Origin of the sequence: Erythrobacter mangrovi (assembly GCF_013260645.1) — a bacterium.
GTDB classification, from domain to species: Bacteria; Pseudomonadota; Alphaproteobacteria; order Sphingomonadales; family Sphingomonadaceae; genus Qipengyuania; species Qipengyuania mangrovi.
The window spans coordinates 596,737-617,443 of sequence record NZ_CP053921.1 but is presented as its reverse complement, the minus strand read 5'-3'; the positions used below and the strand labels follow the sequence as shown (position 1 = coordinate 617,443).

General features: G+C 63.7%; 24 protein-coding genes and 1 tRNA gene. 10 read left to right on the top strand and 15 right to left on the bottom strand.

Features of this window, described 5'->3' with window-relative positions:
- The first annotated feature begins 92 nt into the window (after nucleotides 1-92).
- From HQR01_RS03170 to HQR01_RS03155, 4 genes are read left to right on the top strand one after another with little or no spacing between them, the layout of a single operon-like run.
- Nucleotides 93-695: a regulatory protein RecX gene (locus HQR01_RS03170; protein WP_234030234.1), complete on the top strand. Its 603-nt coding sequence runs from the start codon at nucleotides 93-95 to the stop codon at nucleotides 693-695.
- Entirely contained in the window at nucleotides 662-1,177 is a 516-nt protein-coding gene (locus HQR01_RS03165; RefSeq protein WP_173212489.1) for a DUF192 domain-containing protein, read from the top strand. Before HQR01_RS03170 ends, HQR01_RS03165 begins: the two co-directional genes overlap by 34 nt.
- A gap of 60 nt (nucleotides 1,178-1,237) precedes the next feature.
- Nucleotides 1,238-1,636 (top strand): NADH:ubiquinone oxidoreductase subunit NDUFA12, encoded by a 399-nt coding sequence (locus HQR01_RS03160; protein ID WP_173212487.1) that lies wholly within the window; start codon nucleotides 1,238-1,240, stop codon nucleotides 1,634-1,636.
- A gap of 2 nt (nucleotides 1,637-1,638) precedes the next feature.
- On the top strand, nucleotides 1,639-2,172 hold the full coding sequence (locus HQR01_RS03155; protein WP_173212485.1) for a DUF2155 domain-containing protein: 534 nt from the start codon (nucleotides 1,639-1,641) through the stop codon (nucleotides 2,170-2,172).
- Here HQR01_RS03155 and aat read toward each other — a convergent pair.
- Nucleotides 2,076-2,759, bottom strand: a complete 684-nt coding sequence (aat, locus tag HQR01_RS03150; RefSeq protein ID WP_173216098.1) for a leucyl/phenylalanyl-tRNA--protein transferase — start codon at nucleotides 2,757-2,759, stop codon at nucleotides 2,076-2,078. The genes HQR01_RS03155 and aat overlap by 97 nt on opposite strands.
- Before the next feature lie 86 nt (nucleotides 2,760-2,845).
- On the opposite strand from aat, the gene HQR01_RS03145 reads away from it, so the two are divergent.
- Nucleotides 2,846-2,921 (top strand) — tRNA-Trp (locus tag HQR01_RS03145).
- A 52-nt stretch (nucleotides 2,922-2,973) separates the two neighbouring features.
- Entirely contained in the window at nucleotides 2,974-3,861 is an 888-nt protein-coding gene (locus HQR01_RS03140) for an LOG family protein (protein ID WP_173212483.1), read from the top strand.
- Here the strand turns inward: HQR01_RS03140 and thiD are convergent.
- Genes thiD through glmM form a run of 3 tightly spaced genes read right to left on the bottom strand, consistent with a single transcriptional unit; the run spans nucleotide 3,858 to nucleotide 6,231 of the window.
- Nucleotides 3,858-4,673, bottom strand: coding sequence for a bifunctional hydroxymethylpyrimidine kinase/phosphomethylpyrimidine kinase (gene thiD / locus HQR01_RS03135; protein WP_173212481.1), 816 nt, complete (start codon nucleotides 4,671-4,673; stop codon nucleotides 3,858-3,860). The two genes, HQR01_RS03140 and thiD, sit on opposite strands and share 4 nt — an antisense overlap.
- Nucleotides 4,670-4,894, bottom strand: a complete 225-nt coding sequence (locus HQR01_RS03130) for a DUF1272 domain-containing protein (protein WP_173212479.1) — start codon at nucleotides 4,892-4,894, stop codon at nucleotides 4,670-4,672. Before HQR01_RS03130 ends, thiD begins: the two co-directional genes overlap by 4 nt.
- Entirely contained in the window at nucleotides 4,894-6,231 is a 1,338-nt protein-coding gene (gene glmM / locus HQR01_RS03125) for a phosphoglucosamine mutase (protein WP_173212477.1), read from the bottom strand. The genes HQR01_RS03130 and glmM overlap by 1 nt, the downstream gene beginning before the upstream one ends.
- 117 nt (nucleotides 6,232-6,348) lie before the next feature.
- On the opposite strand from glmM, the gene HQR01_RS03120 reads away from it, so the two are divergent.
- Together HQR01_RS03120 and HQR01_RS03115 are read left to right on the top strand one after the other, a co-directional pair.
- Nucleotides 6,349-7,620 (top strand): dicarboxylate/amino acid:cation symporter, encoded by a 1,272-nt coding sequence (locus HQR01_RS03120; RefSeq protein ID WP_173212475.1) that lies wholly within the window; start codon nucleotides 6,349-6,351, stop codon nucleotides 7,618-7,620.
- Nucleotides 7,621-7,684: 64 nt separating this feature from the next.
- Complete coding sequence (locus tag HQR01_RS03115; protein WP_173212473.1) at nucleotides 7,685-8,296, top strand: superoxide dismutase; 612 nt, start codon at nucleotides 7,685-7,687, stop codon at nucleotides 8,294-8,296.
- Nucleotides 8,297-8,355: 59 nt separating this feature from the next.
- Here HQR01_RS03115 and HQR01_RS03110 read toward each other — a convergent pair whose 3' ends face one another.
- The 3 genes from HQR01_RS03110 to HQR01_RS03100 are packed head-to-tail and all read right to left on the bottom strand — an operon-like array spanning nucleotide 8,356 to nucleotide 10,308.
- Nucleotides 8,356-9,519 carry an AI-2E family transporter gene (locus HQR01_RS03110; RefSeq protein ID WP_173212471.1) on the bottom strand — a complete coding sequence of 388 codons (1,164 nt, stop codon included), beginning with the start codon at nucleotides 9,517-9,519 and terminating at the stop codon, nucleotides 8,356-8,358.
- 52 nt (nucleotides 9,520-9,571) lie between these two features.
- Complete coding sequence (locus tag HQR01_RS03105; RefSeq protein WP_173212469.1) at nucleotides 9,572-10,180, bottom strand: sigma-70 family RNA polymerase sigma factor; 609 nt, start codon at nucleotides 10,178-10,180, stop codon at nucleotides 9,572-9,574.
- On the bottom strand, nucleotides 10,180-10,308 hold the full coding sequence (locus HQR01_RS03100; protein WP_234030233.1) for a NepR family anti-sigma factor: 129 nt from the start codon (nucleotides 10,306-10,308) through the stop codon (nucleotides 10,180-10,182). Before HQR01_RS03100 ends, HQR01_RS03105 begins: the two co-directional genes overlap by 1 nt.
- A gap of 328 nt (nucleotides 10,309-10,636) precedes the next feature.
- Here HQR01_RS03100 and HQR01_RS03095 point away from each other — a divergent pair, with 328 nt between their 5' ends.
- A complete protein-coding gene (locus HQR01_RS03095) occupies nucleotides 10,637-12,211 on the top strand; it encodes a CHASE domain-containing protein (RefSeq protein WP_234030232.1) in 1,575 nt (524 codons plus the stop codon).
- A gap of 61 nt (nucleotides 12,212-12,272) precedes the next feature.
- Here the strand turns inward: HQR01_RS03095 and HQR01_RS03090 are convergent, their stop codons facing one another.
- The 3 genes from HQR01_RS03090 to HQR01_RS03080 form a co-directional block, all read right to left on the bottom strand.
- Nucleotides 12,273-13,064, bottom strand: a complete 792-nt coding sequence (locus tag HQR01_RS03090) for a response regulator (protein ID WP_173212463.1) — start codon at nucleotides 13,062-13,064, stop codon at nucleotides 12,273-12,275.
- A 295-nt stretch (nucleotides 13,065-13,359) separates the two neighbouring features.
- Nucleotides 13,360-13,785, bottom strand: coding sequence for a response regulator (locus HQR01_RS03085; protein WP_173212461.1), 426 nt, complete (start codon nucleotides 13,783-13,785; stop codon nucleotides 13,360-13,362).
- A gap of 114 nt (nucleotides 13,786-13,899) precedes the next feature.
- Nucleotides 13,900-15,057, bottom strand: a complete 1,158-nt coding sequence (locus HQR01_RS03080; RefSeq protein WP_173212458.1) for an N-acetyltransferase — start codon at nucleotides 15,055-15,057, stop codon at nucleotides 13,900-13,902.
- Between the two features lie 149 nt (nucleotides 15,058-15,206).
- Between HQR01_RS03080 and HQR01_RS03075 the strand changes: the two genes are divergently transcribed.
- Nucleotides 15,207-16,301, top strand: a complete 1,095-nt coding sequence (locus HQR01_RS03075; protein ID WP_173212456.1) for a fatty acid desaturase family protein — start codon at nucleotides 15,207-15,209, stop codon at nucleotides 16,299-16,301.
- Here the strand turns inward: HQR01_RS03075 and HQR01_RS03070 are convergent, their stop codons facing one another.
- The 5 genes from HQR01_RS03070 to HQR01_RS03050 all read right to left on the bottom strand — a co-directional run bounded on the left by HQR01_RS03070 (nucleotide 16,302) and on the right by HQR01_RS03050 (nucleotide 20,638).
- Nucleotides 16,302-16,820, bottom strand: a complete 519-nt coding sequence (locus HQR01_RS03070) for a GNAT family N-acetyltransferase (protein ID WP_173212454.1) — start codon at nucleotides 16,818-16,820, stop codon at nucleotides 16,302-16,304. It abuts the gene before it with no gap.
- Nucleotides 16,817-17,914, bottom strand: a complete 1,098-nt coding sequence (lptG, locus tag HQR01_RS03065; protein ID WP_173212452.1) for an LPS export ABC transporter permease LptG — start codon at nucleotides 17,912-17,914, stop codon at nucleotides 16,817-16,819. The genes HQR01_RS03070 and lptG overlap by 4 nt, the downstream gene beginning before the upstream one ends.
- Before the next feature lie 9 nt (nucleotides 17,915-17,923).
- A complete protein-coding gene (gene lptF, locus HQR01_RS03060) occupies nucleotides 17,924-19,147 on the bottom strand; it encodes an LPS export ABC transporter permease LptF (RefSeq protein WP_173212450.1) in 1,224 nt (407 codons plus the stop codon).
- Nucleotides 19,148-19,236: 89 nt separating this feature from the next.
- A complete protein-coding gene (clpS, locus tag HQR01_RS03055) occupies nucleotides 19,237-19,596 on the bottom strand; it encodes an ATP-dependent Clp protease adapter ClpS (RefSeq protein ID WP_407644600.1) in 360 nt (119 codons plus the stop codon).
- 211 nt (nucleotides 19,597-19,807) lie between these two features.
- A complete protein-coding gene (locus HQR01_RS03050) occupies nucleotides 19,808-20,638 on the bottom strand; it encodes a phasin family protein (protein ID WP_173212448.1) in 831 nt (276 codons plus the stop codon).
- Between the last annotated feature and the right edge of the window lie 69 nt (nucleotides 20,639-20,707).

Genomic DNA, 20,707 nt, shown 5'->3' with positions numbered 1-20,707 from the left:
GATTATGAGCGCCTCGCGGCCACCCCTCATGAGCCAAACGGCACCCGTCTGCGTGCGGACGCCCGTGTAGTCTTTTCCAATCGATAAGTACTATGGCACGAATATGGCCGATGGTTGAGGATGGTGCAACATTTCGTCGCAAACGACGCGCGCCCAAGCCGCTCGATCGCGTGCGAATCGAGGAGCTTGCGCTCGCTTACGTGGCCCGATTCGCCACCAGTGCGGGCAAACTCGAGGCCTATCTTCGGCGCAAATTGCGCGAACGCGGCTGGGATGACGAGAGCGATCCCGACATCGAGGCGCTGATCGCCCGATTCGTGGAAAAGTCATATGTCGATGACGCAATCTATGGGCGGGCCAAGGCGCAGGGCCTGCTGGCGCGGGGCTATGGCGCACGCCGTGTGGACCAGGCCCTGAAGGCCGCGGACATCGGCGAGGGCCTGCGCGCCGAACTCGGACCCGATGAAAGCGAGCGGCGCGAGGCGGCGCTGGCCTTTGCCCGCCGGCGCAGGTTCGGTCCGTTCGACGCGGCGGAGCCTCGCGATGTCGATGCGCACCATAAGCTGCGGGAAAAGCGCCTTGCCGCGATGCTGCGCGCGGGCCATGATTTCGACGCGGCCCGGCGGGTGCTGGATGCCGCCACGATCGAGGAGCTCGAACAATGGGTCGCCGAAGCGCGGGACGCAGCATTCTGAAACCGATTCTTTTCCTGTGCGGAGCAGGTGCACTGGTGGCCTGCTCGCCGCAGGTCGCCGCCGAGGCGGGCCCAGCGGTCGACGCTGCACAGGCAGCGACTCACCCGGTTTCCGGCCTTGCGGTCATCCCGCTGACCGTGACCGGCAAGACCGGCAAGCACGCCTTTCGTGTCGAGCTGGCGGAAACGCCCGATGCCCAGCGCAAGGGGTTGATGTTCCGTACCGAGCTGCCCGACGATGAGGGGATGATCTTTCCCTATGACGGCACGACCGCGCAGAGCTTCTGGATGAAGAATACGCCGCTGCCGCTCGACATCATCTTCGTCGGCCCGGACCGCAAGATCAGCAATATCGCGGCGATGACTACGCCCTACTCGCTCGATTCGGTCTATTCGATCGGGCCGGTGCTGGGCGTGCTGGAACTGCGCGGCGGGCGCGCCGCCGAACTGGGCATCGCCCCCGGCGACACCGTGGAATGGTAAGGGTGATTTCGGGCGAGGGAATGCTTGGCCATCGCTCGCGAATCGGCTAACCGCGCCCGCATGAGCATCCTCGGCAAGATCTTCACCTGGTGGGACGGCGCCACCATCGGCACGCTCCTGTGGTCCTCGCGCAATGGCGAGCGCGTCGGTACCGACGCGCAGGGCAATGCCTATTTCCGCTCGAAGAAGAAGGCTCCCGACGGGCGTGAGCGTCGCTGGGTGATCTACGAAGGTGCAAATGACGCCAGTCGCGTGCCGGCCGAATGGCATGGCTGGCTCCACGGCGCCTTCGACGATGTTCCGGAAAGCCACCTGCCGCCGCCGCGGATCTGGGAAACCGACTATTCGCCGAACGCCACCGGCACCGCCGCCGCCTATCGCCCGGCCGGTGCGCTGGAGCGCGGCGGCATGCGTGCGCGCGCCACGGGCGACTACGAAGCCTGGTCGCCGGACGCGTGACCATGCACCGGGCGCTGGCCCTCTGCTCGGGAGTCCTGCTGCTCGCCGCCTGCGGCAGCGAAGGCCCGAAGGCGCCCGACGCGCTCGAAACCGAAATTCCCGATGCGCTGAAGACCGCACCGGCTGCGCCGCAACCCGCCGATGCGGGCGCAATCGGTACGCCGATGAGCGAGCGTGTGGCGACGATCGGCCTGCTCAACAAGCGCAACAACGTCAGCCAGGATCTCGAGATGAAACCTGGCGAGCAGCGCCGGGTGGGTGACGTGATCGTTCGCGTGCAGGCCTGTGAGCGCACTGCGCCGTGGGAAATGCCCAAGGAAACCGGGGCTTTCGTCCAGGTGCTGGTCAAGCAGCGCGGGTCGAACGATCAGTTCGACCGCATCTTTTCCGGCTGGCTGTTCAAGAACTCGCCCAGCCTCAATGTGGTCGAGCACCCGATCTACGACGTCTGGGTCAAGGACTGCACGATGGCTTTTCCGGGCGAGGAAGCCCCGGCGAACTCCGCCACGACCGAGGGCAGCGGCGCAGCGGGCTGACCGCGCGAGCCCGACAGCAGGTCGAGATAGGCCGCCTGCGGCAGGGCGACCGCACCCAGCGTCGCCAGGTGGTCGGTCATGAACTGGCAGTCGAGCAGGCGGTAACCGGCCCGGCGCATCGCCGCGACCAGCCAGGCGAGCGCGACCTTGCTGGCATCGTCGGTGCGGCTGAACATGCTCTCGCCGCAGAAGACCCTATCGAAAGCAACGCCGTAGAGCCCGCCGACCAGCCGGCCATCCTGCCAGCATTCGATCGAATGCGCATAGCCGGCACGGTGGAGCGCAGTGTAGCTCGCCTCGATGCGGTGGCTGATCCAGCTTTCCGCGTGTTCCTCGCGCGGGGCGGCGCATTCGGCGATCACCGCGGAAAAGTCATGGTTGCAGGTAACGGCGAAGCGGTCCTGCCGCAGCACTTTCTTCAGGCTTTTCGCGAGGCGAAAGCCGTCGAGCGGGATGATCGCCCGTTCGCGGGGCTCGACCCAGTAAACCTCGTCGTCACTGCGGTGATCGGCCATGGGGAATACGCCCGCGCGATAGGCGCGCAGTAGCAGATCGATCGGGATCGTGCGGGTAGTGGGGGCATGCATCGTCGCCATAATAGCAGTTCGCGCGGTCGGGCGATATGCGCCTTGCCATTCCCCCACGCCCATACTAATGCGCCCGCCTGCGCTGCAGGGGTGTAGCTCAGCTGGTAGAGCATCGGTCTCCAAAACCGAGGGCCACGGGTTCGAATCCTGTCACCCCTGCCATTTCCTCGATCGTGGCTTGTCGACGGCTTCGCCCGGCCCTATCGCGCGCGCCATGACAGAAGAAGAAAAGCACAAGCGCGAGCTTGCCGACCGCAAGTTTTACCCGGCCGAACAAGAGGCCGAGTTCGACAAGAGCCACCCCAAGCAAACCCCGCAGACCGCGCATCCGGCCTATCGGCTAGCCTTCCAGGACCAGGACTTCCTGCTGCGCGAGGAACTGCGCCCGGTGCGCTTCCAGCTGGAGCTGCTCAAGCCCGAAATGCTGCTCGACGAAGCCGGCGTGGGCTCGACGCTCGTGGTATATGGCTCGGCCCGCATTCCCTCACCGGAAGAAGCCGAAGCCGCACTAGAGCGCGCCAAGGACCTGCCCGATGACGAGAAACGCGTCGTCGAAAGCCTCGTCGCCAAGAGCAAGTATTACAACGAATCCTATCGTCTTGCCCGGATATCCAGCGACAAGTCGATCGTCGAGGACGGCAAGCGCCAGTTCGTGGTCTGCTCGGGCGGTGGCCCGTCGATCATGGAAGCGGCCAACAAGGGTGCGAGCGATGCCGGCGCAGAAAGCATCGGACTCAATATCATCCTGCCGCACGAACAGGCGCCGAACCAGTATGTGACGCCCTACCTGGCACTCAACTTCCACTACTTCGCGCTGCGCAAGATGCACTTCCTGCTGCGTGCGCGGGCCGTGGCGGTGTTCCCCGGTGGGTTCGGCACCTTCGACGAGTTCTTCGAATTGCTCACGCTGATCCAGACTGGCAAGATGAAGCCGATCCCGATCCTGCTGTTCGGCAAGGAGTTCTGGACCCGCGTGGTCGATTTCGATGCCCTTGCCGAAGAAGGCACAATCTCGAGGAAGGACCTCGATCTGTTCCGCTGGTGCGAAACGGCGGACGAGGCCTGGGCGCATATCAGCGCCTTCTACGAACTCGATCGCTAGGTTTCGCGCCCCTCGTCCACCTTGCGAACCGCCTGGTGGCCGAGGGGGCCGTGGCCCTCGCCGAAGCCGGGTGCATTCTCGATCGCCGCGAAGGTGAAGCCGCGCGCCAGCCGGATGGCGTTGACCAGCGGCTGCCCGTGGCCGAGCAGCGTGGCCAGTGCGGCGGACAGGGTGCAACCAGTGCCATGCGTGTGGCGCGTGTCGATCCGCGCGTGACCGAAGCTGGCGAGCTTGCCCGAGGCTGAGACGATACGGTCGATCACCTCTCCGCCATCGCCGTGCCCGCCCTTGGCCAGTACCAGCGTGTCCTGGGCACGGGCCAGTTCCTGCGCGGCGTCGAAGATGTCTTCTTCGTCTAGGCTGTCGCGACCGGTGAGGGCAGCCAGTTCCGGGAGATTGGGGGTCACCAGCGTGGCGATCCGCATCAATTCCCCGAACGCGGCAATCGTATCGTCGTTGGCCAGGACCGATCCACTGGTCGCGACCATGACAGGATCGAACACGATCGCCCCGCTGAATGTATCGAGCCGTTCGGCCAAGCGGCGCGCGATCTCGGGCGAACCGAGCATGCCGATCTTGATCGCATCGGCGCCGATGTCGGAAAGGCAACTTTCGACCTGCGCCATCACGAAATCGGAAGGCAGGACTTCCACCCCCTGGACCCCGCGCGTGTTCTGCGCCGTGACTGCAGTGATCGCGGTCATGGCATAGCCGCCCAGCATGGTGATCGTCTTGATGTCGGCCTGGATCCCGGCGCCGCCCGAACTGTCCGAGCCGGCGATCGAAAGGATACGCGGGGGCGGCTTGCTCACCCCTTGTATTTCCGCTCGGTCGAAGGCGGGTATTTCTCGTGCAGCTTCTTCGCCCGGGTCGGCCGGTCCATCAGTTCGCCCCCGCAATTGGGGCACCGATCGTCGAGTTCGTCTGCGCAATCGGTGCAGAAGGTGCATTCGAAGCTGCAGATGAAGGCGCCTGGCGATTCAGCGGGTAAATCGGTGCCGCAACGTTCGCAATCTGGGCGCATCTCAAGCATTAGATAGTTCCTTCAACGGCTTTGCAAATCCGGTCGACAATCGCTTCGACCTGGGTCGCATCGTCGCCCTCGGCCATGACCCGGATGACCGGCTCTGTACCTGAAGGACGGATTACCAGCCGCCCCTTCCCGGCGAGTTCGGCCTCCGCATCCGCGATGGCCTGCTTTACGGTGGCATTCTCAAGCGGCTTGCCGCCCGCGTATCGTACGTTCTTGAGCAGCTGTGGGACCGGGTCGAAGGCATGGAGCAGTTCGCTCGCAGGCTTGCCCGAACGCACCAGGCTGGCGAGAATGCGCAGCGCCGCGACCGTGCCGTCGCCTGTGGTACCGTGGTCGAGCAGGATCATGTGGCCCGACTGTTCGCCACCGACATTGTAGCCGCCGGCCTTCATCATCTCGAGCACGTAGCGATCCCCAACCTTGGCGCGTTCGAGCGTCAGGCCGATCCCCTGCAGGTACCGTTCGAGCCCGAGGTTGGACATGACCGTGGCCACGATCCCGCCGCCCTTGAGATCGCCGCGCGCATGCAGGCGGCTGGCGATGACGGCCATGATCTGGTCGCCATCGACCGTCTCACCCTTTTCGTCGATCACGATCAGTCGATCGGCATCACCGTCGAGCGCGATACCGATGTCGGCACCTTCCTCGACCACGCGCGCCTTGATTGCGCCCAGCGAAGTCGAACCGACCCCGTCGTTGATATTGGTGCCATCGGGGGAGACCCCCATGGCGATGACTTCGGCACCGAGCTCCCAGATCGCCGAGGGGGTGACCTGGTAGGCGGCGCCGTTTGCGCAATCGACCACCACCTTGAGGCCGTCGAAGCGAATGTCGCTAGCCACCGACTGCTTGACCGCGTGGATGTAGCGCCCGCGGGCATCTTCGATCCGCCGCGCGCGGCCGATGCGGTGCGCCTCGACCAGCAGCGGTTCCTGTTCGAGCAGCAGTTCGATCGCCGCTTCGGCCTCGTCCGACAGCTTGAAGCCATCGGGCCCGAACAGCTTGATGCCGTTATCCTCGAACGGGTTGTGGCTGGCGGAAATCATTACGCCCAGGTCGGCGCGCATTTCGCGGGTCAGCAGCGCGATGGCGGGTGTCGGTAGTGGGCCGGTCATGATCACGTCCATGCCCACGCTGGTAAATCCTGCGACCAAGGCGCTTTCCATCATATAGCCCGACAGGCGCGTATCCTTGCCGATCACCACCCGGTGGCGATGCCCGCCGCGCAGGAAATGCGTACCGGCGGCCTGGCCCACGCGCATGGCCGTGGCGGCGGTCATCACGCCTTCGTTGGTACGCCCGCGAATACCATCGGTGCCGAAGAACTTGCGTGCCATTGGTGCTCCCTTGGTCCCAACCGGCTCCATGACGCGAAGCGCCGCGCTTGTCACGGGTAACTGGCACATTGGGCAAAACCCGCTAAGGCCAAACGAAAATCAGGAGTAAGTGCCGGCATGGCGAGCGACAAAGAAAACGGGTTGATGGACATTAGGATACCGGCCGGGTGGACCTTGGCCGGGTTGGTCGGGGGCCTTCTTTTCGGGATGGCCTTGCATGGGACGCCGGGCTTCGCGGTGATCGAGATGATCGCTGCGCCGATTGGGTCGATTTGGCTCGACGCCTTGCAGATGACGATCATCCCATTGGTCGCCTCGCTTCTGGTGCTCGGCATCTCGCAAATGGCGCAGGCCGCCTCGGCGGGCCGGGTTGCGCGCCACACGATCAGCTGGATTTTCGCCCTGCTGGTCCTGGGCGCGATTTCGACCTGTATTTTCATGCCGCTATTGCTCGAAGCCTTTCCCATCCCCGAAGGTGCGGCGGGTTTCCTGATGACTGGCGATTCCGCAACGACCAGCGAGGTTCCCGGTGTCGGTTCTTTCGTTACCTCGCTGGTGGCGCCCAATATCATCGCCGCGGCAGCCCAGACTTCGATGTTGCCGCTGACGATCTTCTTCGCCCTGCTTGCGCTGGCGATCGTGCGCCTGCCGACGGGGCAACGCGACACGCTGCTGGCGCTGTTCCGCGCGCTGGGTAACGCCATGCTGGTGATCATCGGCTGGGTTCTGGCGGTCGCTCCGGTTGGCGTGTTCGCGCTGGCCATCGGCGTGGCCGCGACCGGCGGCGGCGGGGCATTTGCGACGCTGGGCCACTATATCCTGACCGTGACCGCGATGGGTACGCTGGTGATGTTGGCCGGCTATGTGGTTGCGATCGTGGGCGGCCGGATCGGCCCGCTTGCCTTCACTCGCGCCATGCTGCCCGCGCAGGCGGTGGCGCTATCGACGCAGAGCTCCCTGGCAAGCCTGCCGGCGATGCTGGTCAGTGCGCGGCGCATGGGTATCCGGGAATCGACGGCCGACTTCGTCCTGCCGCTGGCGGTTGCGATTTTCCGCGCCACCAGCCCGGCGATGAACCTGGCCGTGGCGATCTATGTCGCCCATCTCGCAGGGGCAACGCTCGACCCGGCGACCTTGGCAACCGGTGTGTTGGTGGCACTGATCATCAGCGTCGGATCGGTCAGCCTGCCGGGTTCGATCAGTTTCGTCATCTCGGTCGGCCCCATTGCGCTTGCGATGGGCGTGCCTGTCGAGCCCCTGGCGCTGCTGGTGGCAGTCGAGATGCTGCCCGACATCATGCGCACCATCGGCAACGTGACGATGGATGTCGCGGTTACGACTGCCGTTGACCATGACGACGACCTGCGCGAAGAGCCACTGCAACCCTAGCGCGTCCCGTGCATTGGTGTAGGGACGGCTGGATTTTCGGCCACACAAGCATTGGAGAACCCCCATGGCATTCACCCTTATCGACCTGCCCTATGCCGATACCGCGCTGGAACCGGCCGTGTCCGCCCGGACGCTGTCGTTCCACCATGGCAAGCATCACAAGGCCTATATCGACAAGACCAATGCCGCGATCGACGGCACCGACCTTGGCGGCAAGAGTCTGGAGGCAGTGATTGCCGCCGCCCGCGGTTCCAACACCGGGCTGTTCAACAATGCGGCACAGAGCTGGAACCACGGCTTCTACTGGCATTCGATGGCGGCATCGGAAACTACCCCGTCGGATGAACTCAAGAGCATGATCGAAGCCGAATTCGGTTCGGTCGACGCGCTGAAGGCCAAGCTAGCTGAACGCGGCGCTGGCCACTTCGCCAGCGGCTGGGTGTGGCTGGCCGTCAAGGGCGGCAAGCTCTCGATCGAGGAAACGCATGACGGCGACACGCTGGCCGACGACGCCGGGGCGAACCCGCTGCTGGTGATCGACCTGTGGGAGCACGCCTATTACCTCGACCACCAGAACGCCCGCCCGGCCTATCTCGACGCGGTCAATGGCAAGCTCAATTGGGCCTTCGCCAGCGAGAATCTCGCGCGTGGCACGACCTGGGCCTATCCGGCCTGATTTAGGATTCGGCTGACAATCGGGGCCCGCTGCGTATTGCGCGGCGGGCCTCTTGCATTTCAGGCGTCCGGCTCGCCCTCTGCCTCGACCAAGAGGTCGTTGGCGAACAGCGGTTCACCGAAGATGAAGCCGACCAGGTTCGGCCGCCCGATGTGATCGAACAGGGCGGTCAACATTAGCAGGATCGGCACCGACAGCAATGCGCCGAACACTCCCCAGATCCAGGAAAAATAGGACAGCGCGATCAGGATCAGCACCGGATTCATGGTAAAGCGTGCGCCAAGGATCGATGGCGTCACGAAATTGGCCTCGATGGTGTGCAGGGCCAGGTAGGCGAGCGCCGGGAGTATCCCGAGGAAGATTGTATCGGCGGTGCCGATCCCGAACAGGCTCAACAGTGCCAGCATCACGATCGGCCCGACATAGGGCAGGAAATTGAGCAGGGCGGCAAGGCCACCCCACATAATCGGCGCACCCAGGCCCATGGCCCAGGCCCCCAGGGCAACGACCACCCCGACCATCGCGTTGATCCAGCCGACGGTCAGTATGTAGGACGCGACCCGGTCCTGGACCTCGCGCAGCACCCGGGCCGCCTTGATGCTGGTGCCGAAGCTGGTGCGCCCGAACAGCAGCCGCTGGCGCAGCCGGACGCGCGCCTCGACCATGAAATAGGTCATCAGCAGCGTCAGCACGGTCTCGATCACGAAGCTCGGCGTTGCGAAGGCGAGCTCTTCGAGCAGGCTCGGTGTCGCCAGCACAACTTCACGTTCACCTTCGCGGTTCATCAGCATGGCGAGTTGATCGTTGATCTGCGCCACCCAGGCAAAGCGTTGCTGAACCTCGCCGAAGCGGGCCATCACCTGTTGCACCATTGCCGGGAGGTCGTCGTACAAGGCCACGGCCGGCTGCAGGATCAGCGCGCCCGAAAGCAGCAGGATCGCGAAGAAAACTACCAAAGACACCAACGAGGCCAGTGCATTGGGCAAGCCCCAGCCATTGAGCTTGTCGGCAAGCGGCGAAAGGATGACCGTCAGGACCAAAGCGGTAACCACCGGCAGGAACACGACCGAGCCGATCGACAGCACGAAGGGGAGGGCGAAAAACAGGCCGAGACCGATCAGCAGCACGAGCGAGGAAATCAGCCGCAATTCCTGCTCGGCAAAGGCCAACCGCCGGGCTCGACCCTGTGTCGGCTGTTCGGTCACGGGCGGCTGTTCTTCCATGACCACCTATCTGCCCTGTGGCGCGATTTCAGACAAGATTGGTAAGACGTGTCTAGCTGGCCGCGGCGATGCCGTTGCCTGCAGCGACCATGTCGAGTTCCTCGAGGATCGCCCGGTGTGCACCCGCGTCATTGATCGAGCGCTGCGGCACGCTGCCATCTTCGAGCATGGCGGTAAGCGTCGCGCGGGCGCGGCCGACGCGGCTCTTGATTGTCCCCACCGCACAACCGCAGATCTGCGCTGCTTCTTCGTAGGAAAACCCCCCGGCACCGACCAACAGCAGCGCTTCGCGCCGCTCGGGTGGCAGCGTCAGCAAAGCCCGGTGCATGTCCGAAAGGTGAATTGGCTCTTCCTGTGCGGCCGGTGCGGTCAGCACCCGTTCCGCCACCGTCTCGTCATACTCGCCGCGGAAGCGATTGCGGCGCATATCGGTCAGATAGGCGTTGCGCAGGATCACGAAGGTCCAGGCGCGCATGCTGGTGCCGGGCTGGAAGCGTTCCTGCGCCGCCCAGGCCTTGAGCAGGGTCTCCTGGACGAGGTCGTCGGCCATGTCCGGACGACCACACAGCCCGCGTGCGAAGGCACGTAGGTGCGGCACGACCTCGGTCAGCTCGCGCTTGAAGTCGGCCTTCTGGGCGGCCGTTCGGTCGGATTCCGCCATCAGTCAGCCGAGTCCAGCTTGGCCAGCAGGTCCTTGAAACTTTCGGGCAGCGGCTCCTCCACGACCGAGTCGTAGAGTTGGCGCAGCCCTTCGGCCCATCCGGGCTTGGTCGCGTGCGCGCCGGACACGCGCTCACCTCCGGGACGGGTTGGATTGGGATTGTCGGGATTCATAAGCCTTCGAAGTAACCTTTGATTGGGATCGCCCGGATCGGTGGGCAGATCGTGGTCCACCTGCGGAAACGAAACCGTATGTGCAGGCGAAAACGTCGGGAATTGCACAAGGTTCCCGCAGAATCGCGGAACCATTTACCTTTCGCGTCATAGTATAGGGCGCAGGGACAAAGCCAAAAAGGACAGGGCGCTGGCTAGCGACAAACTCGAACGCAGGGGCAGGCGTCGCAGGTGGCTGGTCGACTATCCGCGCGCGATCCCCGTCGCGATCTTCCTGATGGTCATGGCGATGACCGTCACCAGCGTCTTCGCGATCGAGCGGGGCGAGGAAGAACGGGACATTGCCGATATCAATCGCCGGGCGCAGGCGATGGACTCGGCGATCGAACGGCGCGCCTTCACCGGCGCATCCTATTTGCGAGCCGGGGCTGCCCTGCTTTCGGCCCAGAGCGAAGTGTCGGAAAGCCTGTTCAACCGGTTCGTCGCCGAACTGCGGCTTGATTCGGACTATCGCGGATCGGACGGCATCGGCTGGGCGCCGGTGCTGGCACCCGACGAATTCGAACAATTCAACCGCACGCTGTCACAGCGCTGGGAGGGCCTGGCGCTGCAACCGACGCTCGAAGAGCAACCCCGGGACACCATGGTCCCGGTGCTTTACCTGCAGCCTGATACCCAGCGCAATCGCCGCGCCATCGGGTTCGACATGTATTCGGAGCCGGTGCGGCGCGAAGCGATGGACGAGGCCGCGCGAACCGCGCGTCCGACCGCCAGCGGCCGGGTGGTGCTGATCCAGGAGGGCGGACGACAGGATTCCGGCTTCCTCATCTACATGCCCGTCTTCGATACCGACCCGGGTGGGCGGAAGCTCAAGGGCTATGTCTACAGTCCATTCAACGCCGACCATTTCCTCGAAGCCTCGGCTGACCTCGTCAGTTACGACGGATTCGGGGCGCGGCTCTATGACGTCGAGGAGGGCAAGCGCACCCTGATCGCCGAACTGCCCGGTTGGCACTCCACCGGGCTGACCGTCGAACGGGAGGTAATGCTCGCCGATCGGCCGATGATCCTGGTGGTGCAGTCGGCGCGGGACATGGCCCTCTCGGGCATGTCGATGATCACGCTGCTATTCGGCCTGGCAGTGGCCAGCCTGCTGATGCTGGTGGCCCGCCTGCTCACGCAGCAGGCGCTGGAGGACGGCCGCTCGCTCGACATGCTGATGGAGCAGAACTCGATCCGCAATTCGCTGACGCGTGAACTCAACCACCGGGTCAAGAACACGCTGGCCAACGTGTTGTCCATCGTCGCCCTGACCCGCAGGCGGGCAAGCGGGCTTGATGAGTTCGCCGAAGGGATCGACGCGCGGATCCGGGCGCTATCGGCGACCCACGACCTGCTGACCCAATCCGAATGGGGTACCACGCCGCTGCGTTCGGTCGTCGAGGTTGAGCTGGCCCCCTATGCGAGGAACCTCGACCATGAGATCGTGCTCGAAGGCCCAGTGGTGGAACTGGCTCCGAACGATGCCCTGTCGTTGGGGCTTGCCCTGCACGAGCTCGCGACCAATGCCGCGAAGTTCGGCGCGCTGAGTGTTTCCGGGGGACGCATCGAGGTGCGCTGGAGCTGGCAAGGCGAAGGACTGGCGCGGATCGAGTGGATCGAAAGCGGCGGGCCGCCGGTGACCCAGACGCCGCAGCGCGGATTTGGCACCGAACTCATCGAGAAGATCGTTGCGCATGAATTGCGCCACCCGGTCGACCTCGATTTCGCTGTCGGCGGGGTCCGCTGCACGCTGCTTGTACCGGTGCGCCGGCCCGGTGAATTTGCGCTGCGCGAAAGATACGCCGACGCAAAGTAGGACAACGAAGACCCGCCCCCTTGCAGGGACGGGTCCGTTCAATGCGCTCTCGTGCGGCGCCTTACCCCAGTGGGCGACTCGATCCGAAGAACAGCGCCTGGCTGATCGCAGCCCGCACGGTCTTTTCCTGGAATGGCTTGGTCACGAGATAGGTCGGTTCCGGCCGGTCGCCGGTCAGTAGCCGTTCGGGGTAGGCGGTAATGAAGATCACCGGCACGTGGCTGATGGCGAGGATATCGTCGACCGCGTCGAGCCCCGAAGAACCATCGGCAAGCTGGATGTCGGCCAGGACCAGGCCGGGCGTAGCGGAAGCCACGACTTCCTGCGCTTGCGTGCGGGTTGCAGCGGTGCCGCACACTTCGTGTCCCAGTGCGGTGACCAGATCTTCCAGCTGCATTGAGATCAGCGGTTCGTCTTCGATGATCAGCACGCTGGTCGCCGATTCGCGGTCGATTTCGGCCACCGCTTCCTGAACCAGCTGTTCGATCCGTTCGGGGGCTAGATCCATGATTTCGCCGGCCTGCTCGATCGAGAAATCCTCAAGCGTCGTCAGCAGGAGCGCCTGCCGGTTGAGCGGAGTGATTGTCCTGAGTCGTTCCTGCGCGAAATCGTCGGCGGGATTGCCGCCCACGGTTTCGGGAACTTCCATGTAAGCACTGGCCCAGAGCTGGTTGAAGGCCCGGTAAAGCGGCACGCGACCGTCACCGAGCGATTGCTTCAGACCATCGTCAGCCAGCGCCGCTTCCAGCGTGGCGCGAACGAAGGCATCGCCGGTTGCCTGCGAGCCGGTCAGGGCGCGGGCATAGCGGCGAAGATACGGGAGATTGCGGGCAATTTGGTCACCTAGCGACATAGAACCCCTTCCTAAAGGTGCGGGCATGGAACGCCTTATAGCAGCGATGGTTCCATGCCGATGCAAGTCTGCTGCCTGATCTGCCCGTTCGGCGGATGATCCATCGGATTGGTGCACGAATGGAGGGCGAAAAAATTTTCATCCGGCTGGGAACTGCCTTCCGTATGGCGCATTTCAGCTATGTCACCGCCGAGACCCCCCTCCCGTCCAAGCGGCTGGTGATACGATCCCGAAAGGCCCCCGTCGCGTCTCGGCGGGGGTCTTTTTTCGTGTGGGATTGGCAGGCTTGGGGGACTTAGAGCCCGCGCAGGCGGGCGATGATGCCGCGACGTCGGGGTTGGCGCAGCACCTTGACCAGCGTCGCCGTGTCGTAGGGTTTTTCCATGATGCAGCCCATCGCGGCCACGTTCGCGGGAATATCGTCCGGCTTGCCAGTGGAAAAGATGATCCGCGGCGAATCCGGGCCCAAAGTTGTGACCAGTTCGGCGATCGCCCAACCGTCGTCGCGATCGGCCAGGTGGACGTCGAGCACGATGACGTTGGGCGTGCTCCGGCGCAGGGCAGCGAGCGCCTGTTCGGTGGAACTGCAGATTTCCACCCGTGCGACGCCCGCGTCTTCCAGCGCCTGTTCGATCGCCAGGCCCAGCACCGCGTCGTCTTCCACCACCAGGATATGTGCTGGCAGCGGGGCGAGGGCATCGGTGGAGCTGTTCGTGGCCATCGGATCCTGTCGGGCGCCTTGGGGCGGTCCCGCTTTCAACGTTACCGCGGCAGACGGGTTTCCGGCTGCAGCACAATCACGCCGGGGCGTGCCTGTGCCGCGACAGGGCCCAACCTAAAGCGGCTTGCGATAGATCGCATATTCGCGGTTGATCTTGCTGTCGATGGCATCCGCGATTGCGATCATTCCCTGGTTGTCGTCGAGGATCCAGCCCACCTCGGCGCGTGTCGAGCCATAGCTTGCCACCGCGTCCTCGCGGATTTTGCTGATCATCATGAAGGCCAGCTGGCTGGCGAGGCGTGAATTGTGAAGTTCCTTGAGCACGCCCATCAGCGGGACGCGCATGGCCGAACCGGTCGGTTTGCGCAGCCAGCGGAGCATCTTCACCCAGCCGAACGGGAACAGTTTGCCCTCGATTCGCTTGAGCACGCCATTCACGTCCGGGAAGGTCAGCATGAAAGCTACCGGCCGCCCATCGACCTCGGCGATATAGTTGATCGGTTCGTGGATGATTGGCTTCAGCTTCTTGCCCGCATAGGCGATTTCTTCGGGCGTGAAGGGCACGAACCCCCAATTGCTCGACCAGGCGTCGTTGAGGATGTTGAGGACGATCTGGACCTCGCTGTCCCATTTGGACTTGTCCACCCGCCGGATGCGGATGCGCTCGTTGCGGTGGCCCGACTGGACGATACGGCGCACCAGCGGCGGGAAATCGTGGCTGACCTCGAGGTCATAGGTCAGCAGCGTCTTGGCGAGTGCATAGCCGGCGCCTTCGATCCATCCGGCATAGTGTGCCGGGTGGTGACCCATCATGATCATCGGAGAATGATCTTGACCGCGCACCAGCAGGCCGGGTTCTTCCCAGATCGACATCGAGATGGGGCCGAGCACATGGGTCATGCCCTCACCGCGCAGCCAGTCTTCCGCCGCAGCGAGCAGCGCTTTGGCTACATCCTCGTCTTCTGCATCGAAATAGCCGAACATCCCCGTGCCGGGGCCCATGCCCTGTTCGGGCGGGAGCTCGAGCGCGAGATGGTCGATATGCGCGGAGATGCGCCCGACGTCCTTACCATCGCGGGTTGCGACGAACAGCTGGTGGCTGGCGTGGCCGAAGAAAGGGTTCTTCCCGGGATCGACCAGTTCGAGTTGCTCCGAACGAAGTTGCGGGACGCTATGCGGTTCGCGCGCGGCGAACATCCGCCCGAGATCGACGAAACGCGCGCGACCTTTCTTGCCGTCGACCGGTTCGATCCTTATTTCCTTGTCAGACACGCCCGTGACCTCTTTCGTTCAGCCTCGGTTCGCCCGTCGAATGCTGGATGATCTTTGTCAAGGAATGAGCATGCGCCGATCACTATGATTGAGAGCTGATGCTGTATTCCGTCGCCCGATTGGGCTAGGGGCCCTCCAGGACAATTTCGATGACAACACACCAGACGATCCCATCTGCCGATTTCGTCGCCCGCCGCGAAGCGGGTGAGAACTGGCATGCGCAGATGCCCGACGACAAGGCGATGCTGCGCGCTGCGCGCGATCTGACCAAGGATATCGCCGAGGCCCGGGCCAACATCTACTGGCCCGACATGCTCGGCTCGACGCTGGTCGGTTATGCCACGCTGATCGGCGCAATCCTGGTCGACAACGGCTGGCTCGCGCTGGCGCTTGGGCTAGTCTCGGCGCTGACGCTCTACCGCGCGCTGCTGTTCATCCACGAAATTTCCCACCTGCACCGCGATGCGCTGCCGGGTTTCCGCAGCGCTTGGAACCTGCTTGTCGGCATCCCGATGCTGATGCCTTCCTTCATGTACGAGAACGTGCACACGCTGCACCACAAGCGCACCCAGTACGGTACCATCGAAGACCCCGAATACCTGCCGCTGGCGCTGATGAAGCCCTGGAGCCTGCCGGTCTTCGTGCTGGTTGCGCTGCTCGCACCCGTCGCGCTGCTGTTCCGCTGTGCGATATTGCTGCCGCTCGGCCTGATCGTCCCGCCGATCCGCCGCCTGACCTGGGAACGGTTCTCCGCCCTGGCGATCAACCCCGATTTCCGTCGCCGCCCAGCCGAAGGCGAATTCCGCAGCCGGGTGATCCGGCTGGAGATCGGTAGCTTCATCTGGGCCTGGGCGCTTATTGCCAGCGTCTTCGTATGGGGCTGGCGCCCGCTGCTGATCACGCTGGCGGTAGTTTCGTTGACTGCGGTGCTCAACCAGCTGCGCACCCTCGTCGCCCACTTGTGGGAGAATGAGGGCGAGGCGATGACGGTGACCGCGCAGTTCCTCGATTCGGTCAATGTCCCGCCACCGGGACTGGTCGCGGAAATCTGGGCGCCGGTGGGCCTGCGCTACCATGCGCTGCACCATCTGATGCCTTCCATGCCCTACCACGCGCTGCCCGAGGCGCATCGGCGCCTTAAGCGGGAACTGGGTGCCGGTTCGACCTATGACGGGGCCAACCACGCGGGCATGGCGGTGCTGGTGGCACGGATCGCGCGCAGCACGATGCGGCCGCGCGGCTGATCAGCCGAGAAAGCGGATCATCGCAACCCGGCGCTCTGCGGGAAGGCCCGCTTCGATCTCCGCCGCGATCTCGCTGGCCAGCCGCGGATGTGCAGCAAGGTCGGCCACCTCGACGAAGCCGATGCGCCGATAGAACGGCCCATTCCACGGCAGGTCGCGAAAGGTCGTAAGCGTCAGTGCGCGAAAACCGGCGTTGTTGGCGTCGACCAGGCAGGCGCGCAGCAGGATGGCTCCAATGCCCTGGCCTTGCATGTCGGGGTGGACGTCCATCTCCCAGATATGCAGTTCGTGCCCAAAGGGCTGGGTGGTGAGGAAACCGACGATCCGGTCGCCGACTTCCGCGACAAGGCAATGGCCACGGGCAATCAGCTTGCGATGTTCCTGCGCGCTCCAGACATCGTCCAGATCGAACGCTGCGCAATCGGGATCGTCGGCGAAGAGGATCGCCGCAGCGCGCTCTATCTCAGGTAGATGATCGGCATCCGCAGGGCGCGCCAGGCGGATACGCCAATCGCTCATTCCTCGGTCCGGATGAGGACGGTTTCGCCGATCAGGATGAAGAGCAGGAACGGTGCCCAGGCCGCGAGGAAGGGCGGGTATCCGCCAAAGCTTCCCATGGCGAGGGCCGCACTGTCGACCACGAAATAGGCAAAGCCCATGGCCATGCCGAGCACCGCGCGGATGAACAGGTGCCCGGACCGGGCGAGCCCGAAGGCCGCGACGGCACCCAGCAAGGGCATCAGGAAGGTCGAAAGCGGCCCTGAAATCTTGTGCCACCACTTGGCGCGCAATTCGTCGGTTCGCCGCCCGGCCTTCTCATAGGCGGAAATCGATTCGGACAAGGCCCAGAAGGGCTGGGAATCGGGATCGACCTTTGCAAGATCGATCTGTTCGGGCGTCAGGCCCTGACCCACTACCAGCGAATCGAGCTTGTCGGTGATCGCGTTCTGCACGCGAAACCGGGTTGCCTCCTCGAGCTTCCATCCCGGGTTCGCATAGACCGCACGCTTGGCGTTGAACTGTTCGGAAATCGTGCCGTCGGGATTGCGCTGGTACCAGGTGACGTTGGTCATCTCGATACCGGCTCCACTGCCAGTCAACGTGCTTGCGGCCAGCACACCCGCCCCATCGGTCAGATAGATATTGGCCTTCACCTCCGAATTCTTGGGTACGGCGCCGTAATCGACGCCCTCCCAGGCCTTGAGCGTCGCTGTAGCCCGGGTGACCACCCGTTCGTTGAAGCCGAAATTGATCAGGCCGACGATCCCTGCCGTCAGCAGCAGCGGGGCCAGCACCTGATGGGCGGACATCCCTGCCGCCTTCATTGCGATGACTTCGCTGTTCTGGTTCAGGGCGACCAGCGTAATCAGCGTCGCGAGCAGCGCCGAATAGGGCAGGAAGCTCTGGATCAGCTGCGGTATGCGCAGGCTGACATAGGTCAGCAGTTCACTCTGGCCATTGCCTGGGACGGCGAGGATCTTGCCGCTGTTTGACAGCAGGTCGAGCATCATCAGCACCAGCACCAGCATCACCAGCATGGCGAAGATGCGGACGACGAACAGCCGGGCGAGGTAGAGCGTGACGGTGCGCGAGGGGAAGAAGTCGAACTGCATGGCGACGCGCTACTCTGCCGGGGCCAGCGACAGGCCGAGCGGTCGGCGGCGGCTGAACAGCTTGCCAATCCGCTTGGAGAGCTTGGCGAACCAGACTTCGAGCGCGCCGATGGCCTGGCCTCCGGGTACGAAGGCGACACGCCAGTACATCCACACGATCAGCGAGGCGAAGAGGAAGAATGGCCCCCACAGAGCAAGGATCGGATCGATCAGCCCAAGCGCGGCGACGTCTTCGCCGTATTGGTTCACCTTGTGGTAGGCGACGACCATCACGATCGACAAGAACACGCCGAGCGAACTGGTCGATCGCTTGGGTGGGATGCCCAGCGCCACCGCCAGCAAGGGCATCAGCGCCATCATCACCACTTCGACCAGGCGGAAATTGAAACTCGCCTGGCTGGCGTCCCGTTTCTCCTCGGTCGTATCACCGCTCCAGCCGATGCTCAGCAGTTCGGGCAGGATATACTCCCGCTCCGCGTCGCCGCGCGCGCGGAACTTTTCGATCTGCGGCAGGTCGATAGGCAGGTCGTGACGGGTAAAGGTCAATACACGAGGCGTCTTGTTGCCGGTTTCCTGGACGATGGTCCCTTCGGTCAATCGCAGGATGATGGTGTCCGGGCTGTCGCTGGTCGCCAGGAAGGCCCCTTCCCGGGCCGAGATTGACAATACCTGCCCCTTGTCGTTGGCGACGCGAGCGAAAATGCCCTTGAGCCGGCGCCCGTCATCCTCGCTCTGATCGATCCGCAGCGCCATCTTGTCGGCCAATGTGGTGAATTCACCGACCTTGATGGAGGCGCCGAGCGCGCCCGAGCGCAGCTCGTATTCGAGCTGTTCGTAGTAATAGCGGCTGATCGGCTGGATGTAGAACACCAGCGCGACATTGATTGCCATCAGCAGGGCGGCGATGAAATAGGGTACCCGCAGCAGTCGGCCATAGCTCAGTCCGACCGCGCGGAAGACGTCGAGTTCGCTGCTCGTCGCCAGCTTGCGGAATGCCAGCAGGGTGCCGAGCAAGAGGCCGAGCGGGATGGCCAGGCTGGCATATTCGGGCACGAGCGCGGCCAGCATCTTGAAAACGACGTTGACCGGGCCACCCTCGACCGCGACGAAGTCGAACAGTCGCGCCATTTTCTCCAGCAGCAGCAGTGAGGCTGCAACTGCGAACACGCCAATCATCGGCACGACGACGAGCCGGAAGATGTAACGGTCGATGGCGGGAAGGAAATTGAACAAGGGGCTGCCGGTTTCGTGGTCCTGTAGATGCCCCTAGCGTGAAATCACGCCCGGGTCATGCACTCATGATTGCTTTTCCGGCCCCGCGCTCAGGCCTTCTCCAGCGTACACTGCAGCGGGTGCTGGTTCTGGCGCGAGAAGTCCATCACCTGGTTCACCTTGGTTTCCGCCACTTCGTAGGGGAAGATCCCGCAAACGCCTACGCCCTTCTGGTGGACGTGGAGCATGACACGGGTCGCCTCTTCCATATCCATCTTGAAGAAGCGCTTGAGTACGATCACCACGAATTCCATCGGGGTGTAATCGTCATTCAGCAGCAGCACCTTGTACTGGCTCGGTTTCTTGGGCTTGGCGCGGGTCTTGGTCGCAACGCCGACCTGGTCCTGGCCATCGGTCGCGTTGTCGCCATCATCGGCGCAGAGCGGAGTGAGGGGCAGGACATCGATCATCGCATGGGCCATTATCGTAACGCGCGGCGAAATCGCAAGCCGTCAGGCAGAGGGTAAGTCATGCGCAGGTTAAGAAAAAGCGCATTTACCTCGGTTGCGGGCGTAAAAAAATGCGGGCCGGACGGCGTGTGCCATCCGACCCGCTGTGTCCAATCACCGGGCGAGGGAGAGAGGAGAGAGTGCCCGGTGGATTGAAGCTTGGTATGAAGGCTTAGGCAGCCTTCGAGAACTTCTCGGCAGCGAGGCTCATGCGGGTCGAAACCGGCGCGAACGCGTCGTTCACGAGCTTCAGCATGGCTTCGGTGTTCTTCGAAGCGCCGGCAACGGCGGCATCGAAGTTGCGGCGAGCGATTTCACCCTGGAGCTGGAACAGCTCGGTCGGCGACTTCACAGCAGCGATCTTCTTGACGTCGGCCTGGACGGTCTCGACGGCACCCTTGGCTTCCTCGACATAGGTGCGGCCCATGTCCTGCATGCCGGCGGCAAGGATCTTGCCAGCTTCGACGAGCGCTTCGAGGTTGCCCTTCTGGAATTCAACGGCGTCCTTGGTCATTTCGGTGCCCTTTTCGTAGGCGGCCTTGGCGCGGGTCTGCACGTCGGCAGCAAGTTCCTTCGCCTTGGCGGTGTAGTCGGTGGTCTTCGCGGTCTTGGCAGTAGCCATGATGGTTTCCTTCAACTGGGTAATGGGGGTGCTCTTGGGGGGAGCCGCCTTCTTCGGGGCAGCCTTGATCTTCTTGGTGGCAACCGGCGTCTTGGCCGGGGCCTTCTTGGCCAGAGCCTTCTTCGGTGCGGCCTTCTTCGGCGCAACCTTCTTGGCAACGGCCTTCTTGGCCGGGGCAACCTTCGCAGCGGGAGCTTCCTTCACGGGAGCTGCGACTGCCGGGGCGACGACCGCTTCCACCTTGGGCGCGGCTTCAGCCTTGGCGACCACGACCGGCTTTGCAGCCGGCTTGGCGCTCACTGCCTCGGCGGCCTTCTTCTCCGCAGCCTCGGCAAAAGCCTTCTCGGCGGCGGCATCGATTTTGCTCTGGCTGTCAGCCATGGGAACCTCGCTTTTGTTGCAGTGCACAAAATAGGCATTGCAGGTGCGAAGTCAAGAGTTTTTTGTGCA

What these genes read in the sequence shown, in the direction of transcription:
- aat (WP_173216098.1), bottom strand. Translation starts at nt 2,759, where the DNA reads ATGCATGCCCCCACTACCCGCACGATCCCGATCGATCTGCTACTGCGC.
- HQR01_RS03110 (WP_173212471.1), bottom strand. Translation starts at nt 9,519, where the DNA reads ATGGAAGAACAGCCGCCCGTGACCGAACAGCCGACACAGGGTCGAGCC.
- HQR01_RS03075 (WP_173212456.1), top strand. Translation starts at nt 15,207, where the DNA reads ATGACAACACACCAGACGATCCCATCTGCCGATTTCGTCGCCCGCCGC.
- HQR01_RS03095 (WP_234030232.1), top strand. Translation starts at nt 10,637, where the DNA reads ATGGCGATGACCGTCACCAGCGTCTTCGCGATCGAGCGGGGCGAGGAA.
- HQR01_RS03155 (WP_173212485.1), top strand. Translation starts at nt 1,639, where the DNA reads ATGCACCGGGCGCTGGCCCTCTGCTCGGGAGTCCTGCTGCTCGCCGCC.
- lptG (WP_173212452.1), bottom strand. Translation starts at nt 17,914, where the DNA reads ATGCAGTTCGACTTCTTCCCCTCGCGCACCGTCACGCTCTACCTCGCC.
- HQR01_RS03070 (WP_173212454.1), bottom strand. Translation starts at nt 16,820, where the DNA reads ATGAGCGATTGGCGTATCCGCCTGGCGCGCCCTGCGGATGCCGATCAT.
- HQR01_RS03050 (WP_173212448.1), bottom strand. Translation starts at nt 20,638, where the DNA reads ATGGCTGACAGCCAGAGCAAAATCGATGCCGCCGCCGAGAAGGCTTTT.
- HQR01_RS03105 (WP_173212469.1), bottom strand. Translation starts at nt 10,180, where the DNA reads ATGGCGGAATCCGACCGAACGGCCGCCCAGAAGGCCGACTTCAAGCGC.
- HQR01_RS03165 (WP_173212489.1), top strand. Translation starts at nt 662, where the DNA reads ATGGGTCGCCGAAGCGCGGGACGCAGCATTCTGAAACCGATTCTTTTC.
- HQR01_RS03160 (WP_173212487.1), top strand. Translation starts at nt 1,238, where the DNA reads ATGAGCATCCTCGGCAAGATCTTCACCTGGTGGGACGGCGCCACCATC.
- HQR01_RS03115 (WP_173212473.1), top strand. Translation starts at nt 7,685, where the DNA reads ATGGCATTCACCCTTATCGACCTGCCCTATGCCGATACCGCGCTGGAA.
- HQR01_RS03090 (WP_173212463.1), bottom strand. Translation starts at nt 13,064, where the DNA reads ATGTCGCTAGGTGACCAAATTGCCCGCAATCTCCCGTATCTTCGCCGC.
- HQR01_RS03170 (WP_234030234.1), top strand. Translation starts at nt 93, where the DNA reads ATGGCACGAATATGGCCGATGGTTGAGGATGGTGCAACATTTCGTCGC.
- HQR01_RS03085 (WP_173212461.1), bottom strand. Translation starts at nt 13,785, where the DNA reads ATGGCCACGAACAGCTCCACCGATGCCCTCGCCCCGCTGCCAGCACAT.
- HQR01_RS03120 (WP_173212475.1), top strand. Translation starts at nt 6,349, where the DNA reads ATGGCGAGCGACAAAGAAAACGGGTTGATGGACATTAGGATACCGGCC.
- glmM (WP_173212477.1), bottom strand. Translation starts at nt 6,231, where the DNA reads ATGGCACGCAAGTTCTTCGGCACCGATGGTATTCGCGGGCGTACCAAC.
- HQR01_RS03130 (WP_173212479.1), bottom strand. Translation starts at nt 4,894, where the DNA reads ATGCTTGAGATGCGCCCAGATTGCGAACGTTGCGGCACCGATTTACCC.
- clpS (WP_407644600.1), bottom strand. Translation starts at nt 19,596, where the DNA reads ATGATCGATGTCCTGCCCCTCACTCCGCTCTGCGCCGATGATGGCGAC.
- HQR01_RS03140 (WP_173212483.1), top strand. Translation starts at nt 2,974, where the DNA reads ATGACAGAAGAAGAAAAGCACAAGCGCGAGCTTGCCGACCGCAAGTTT.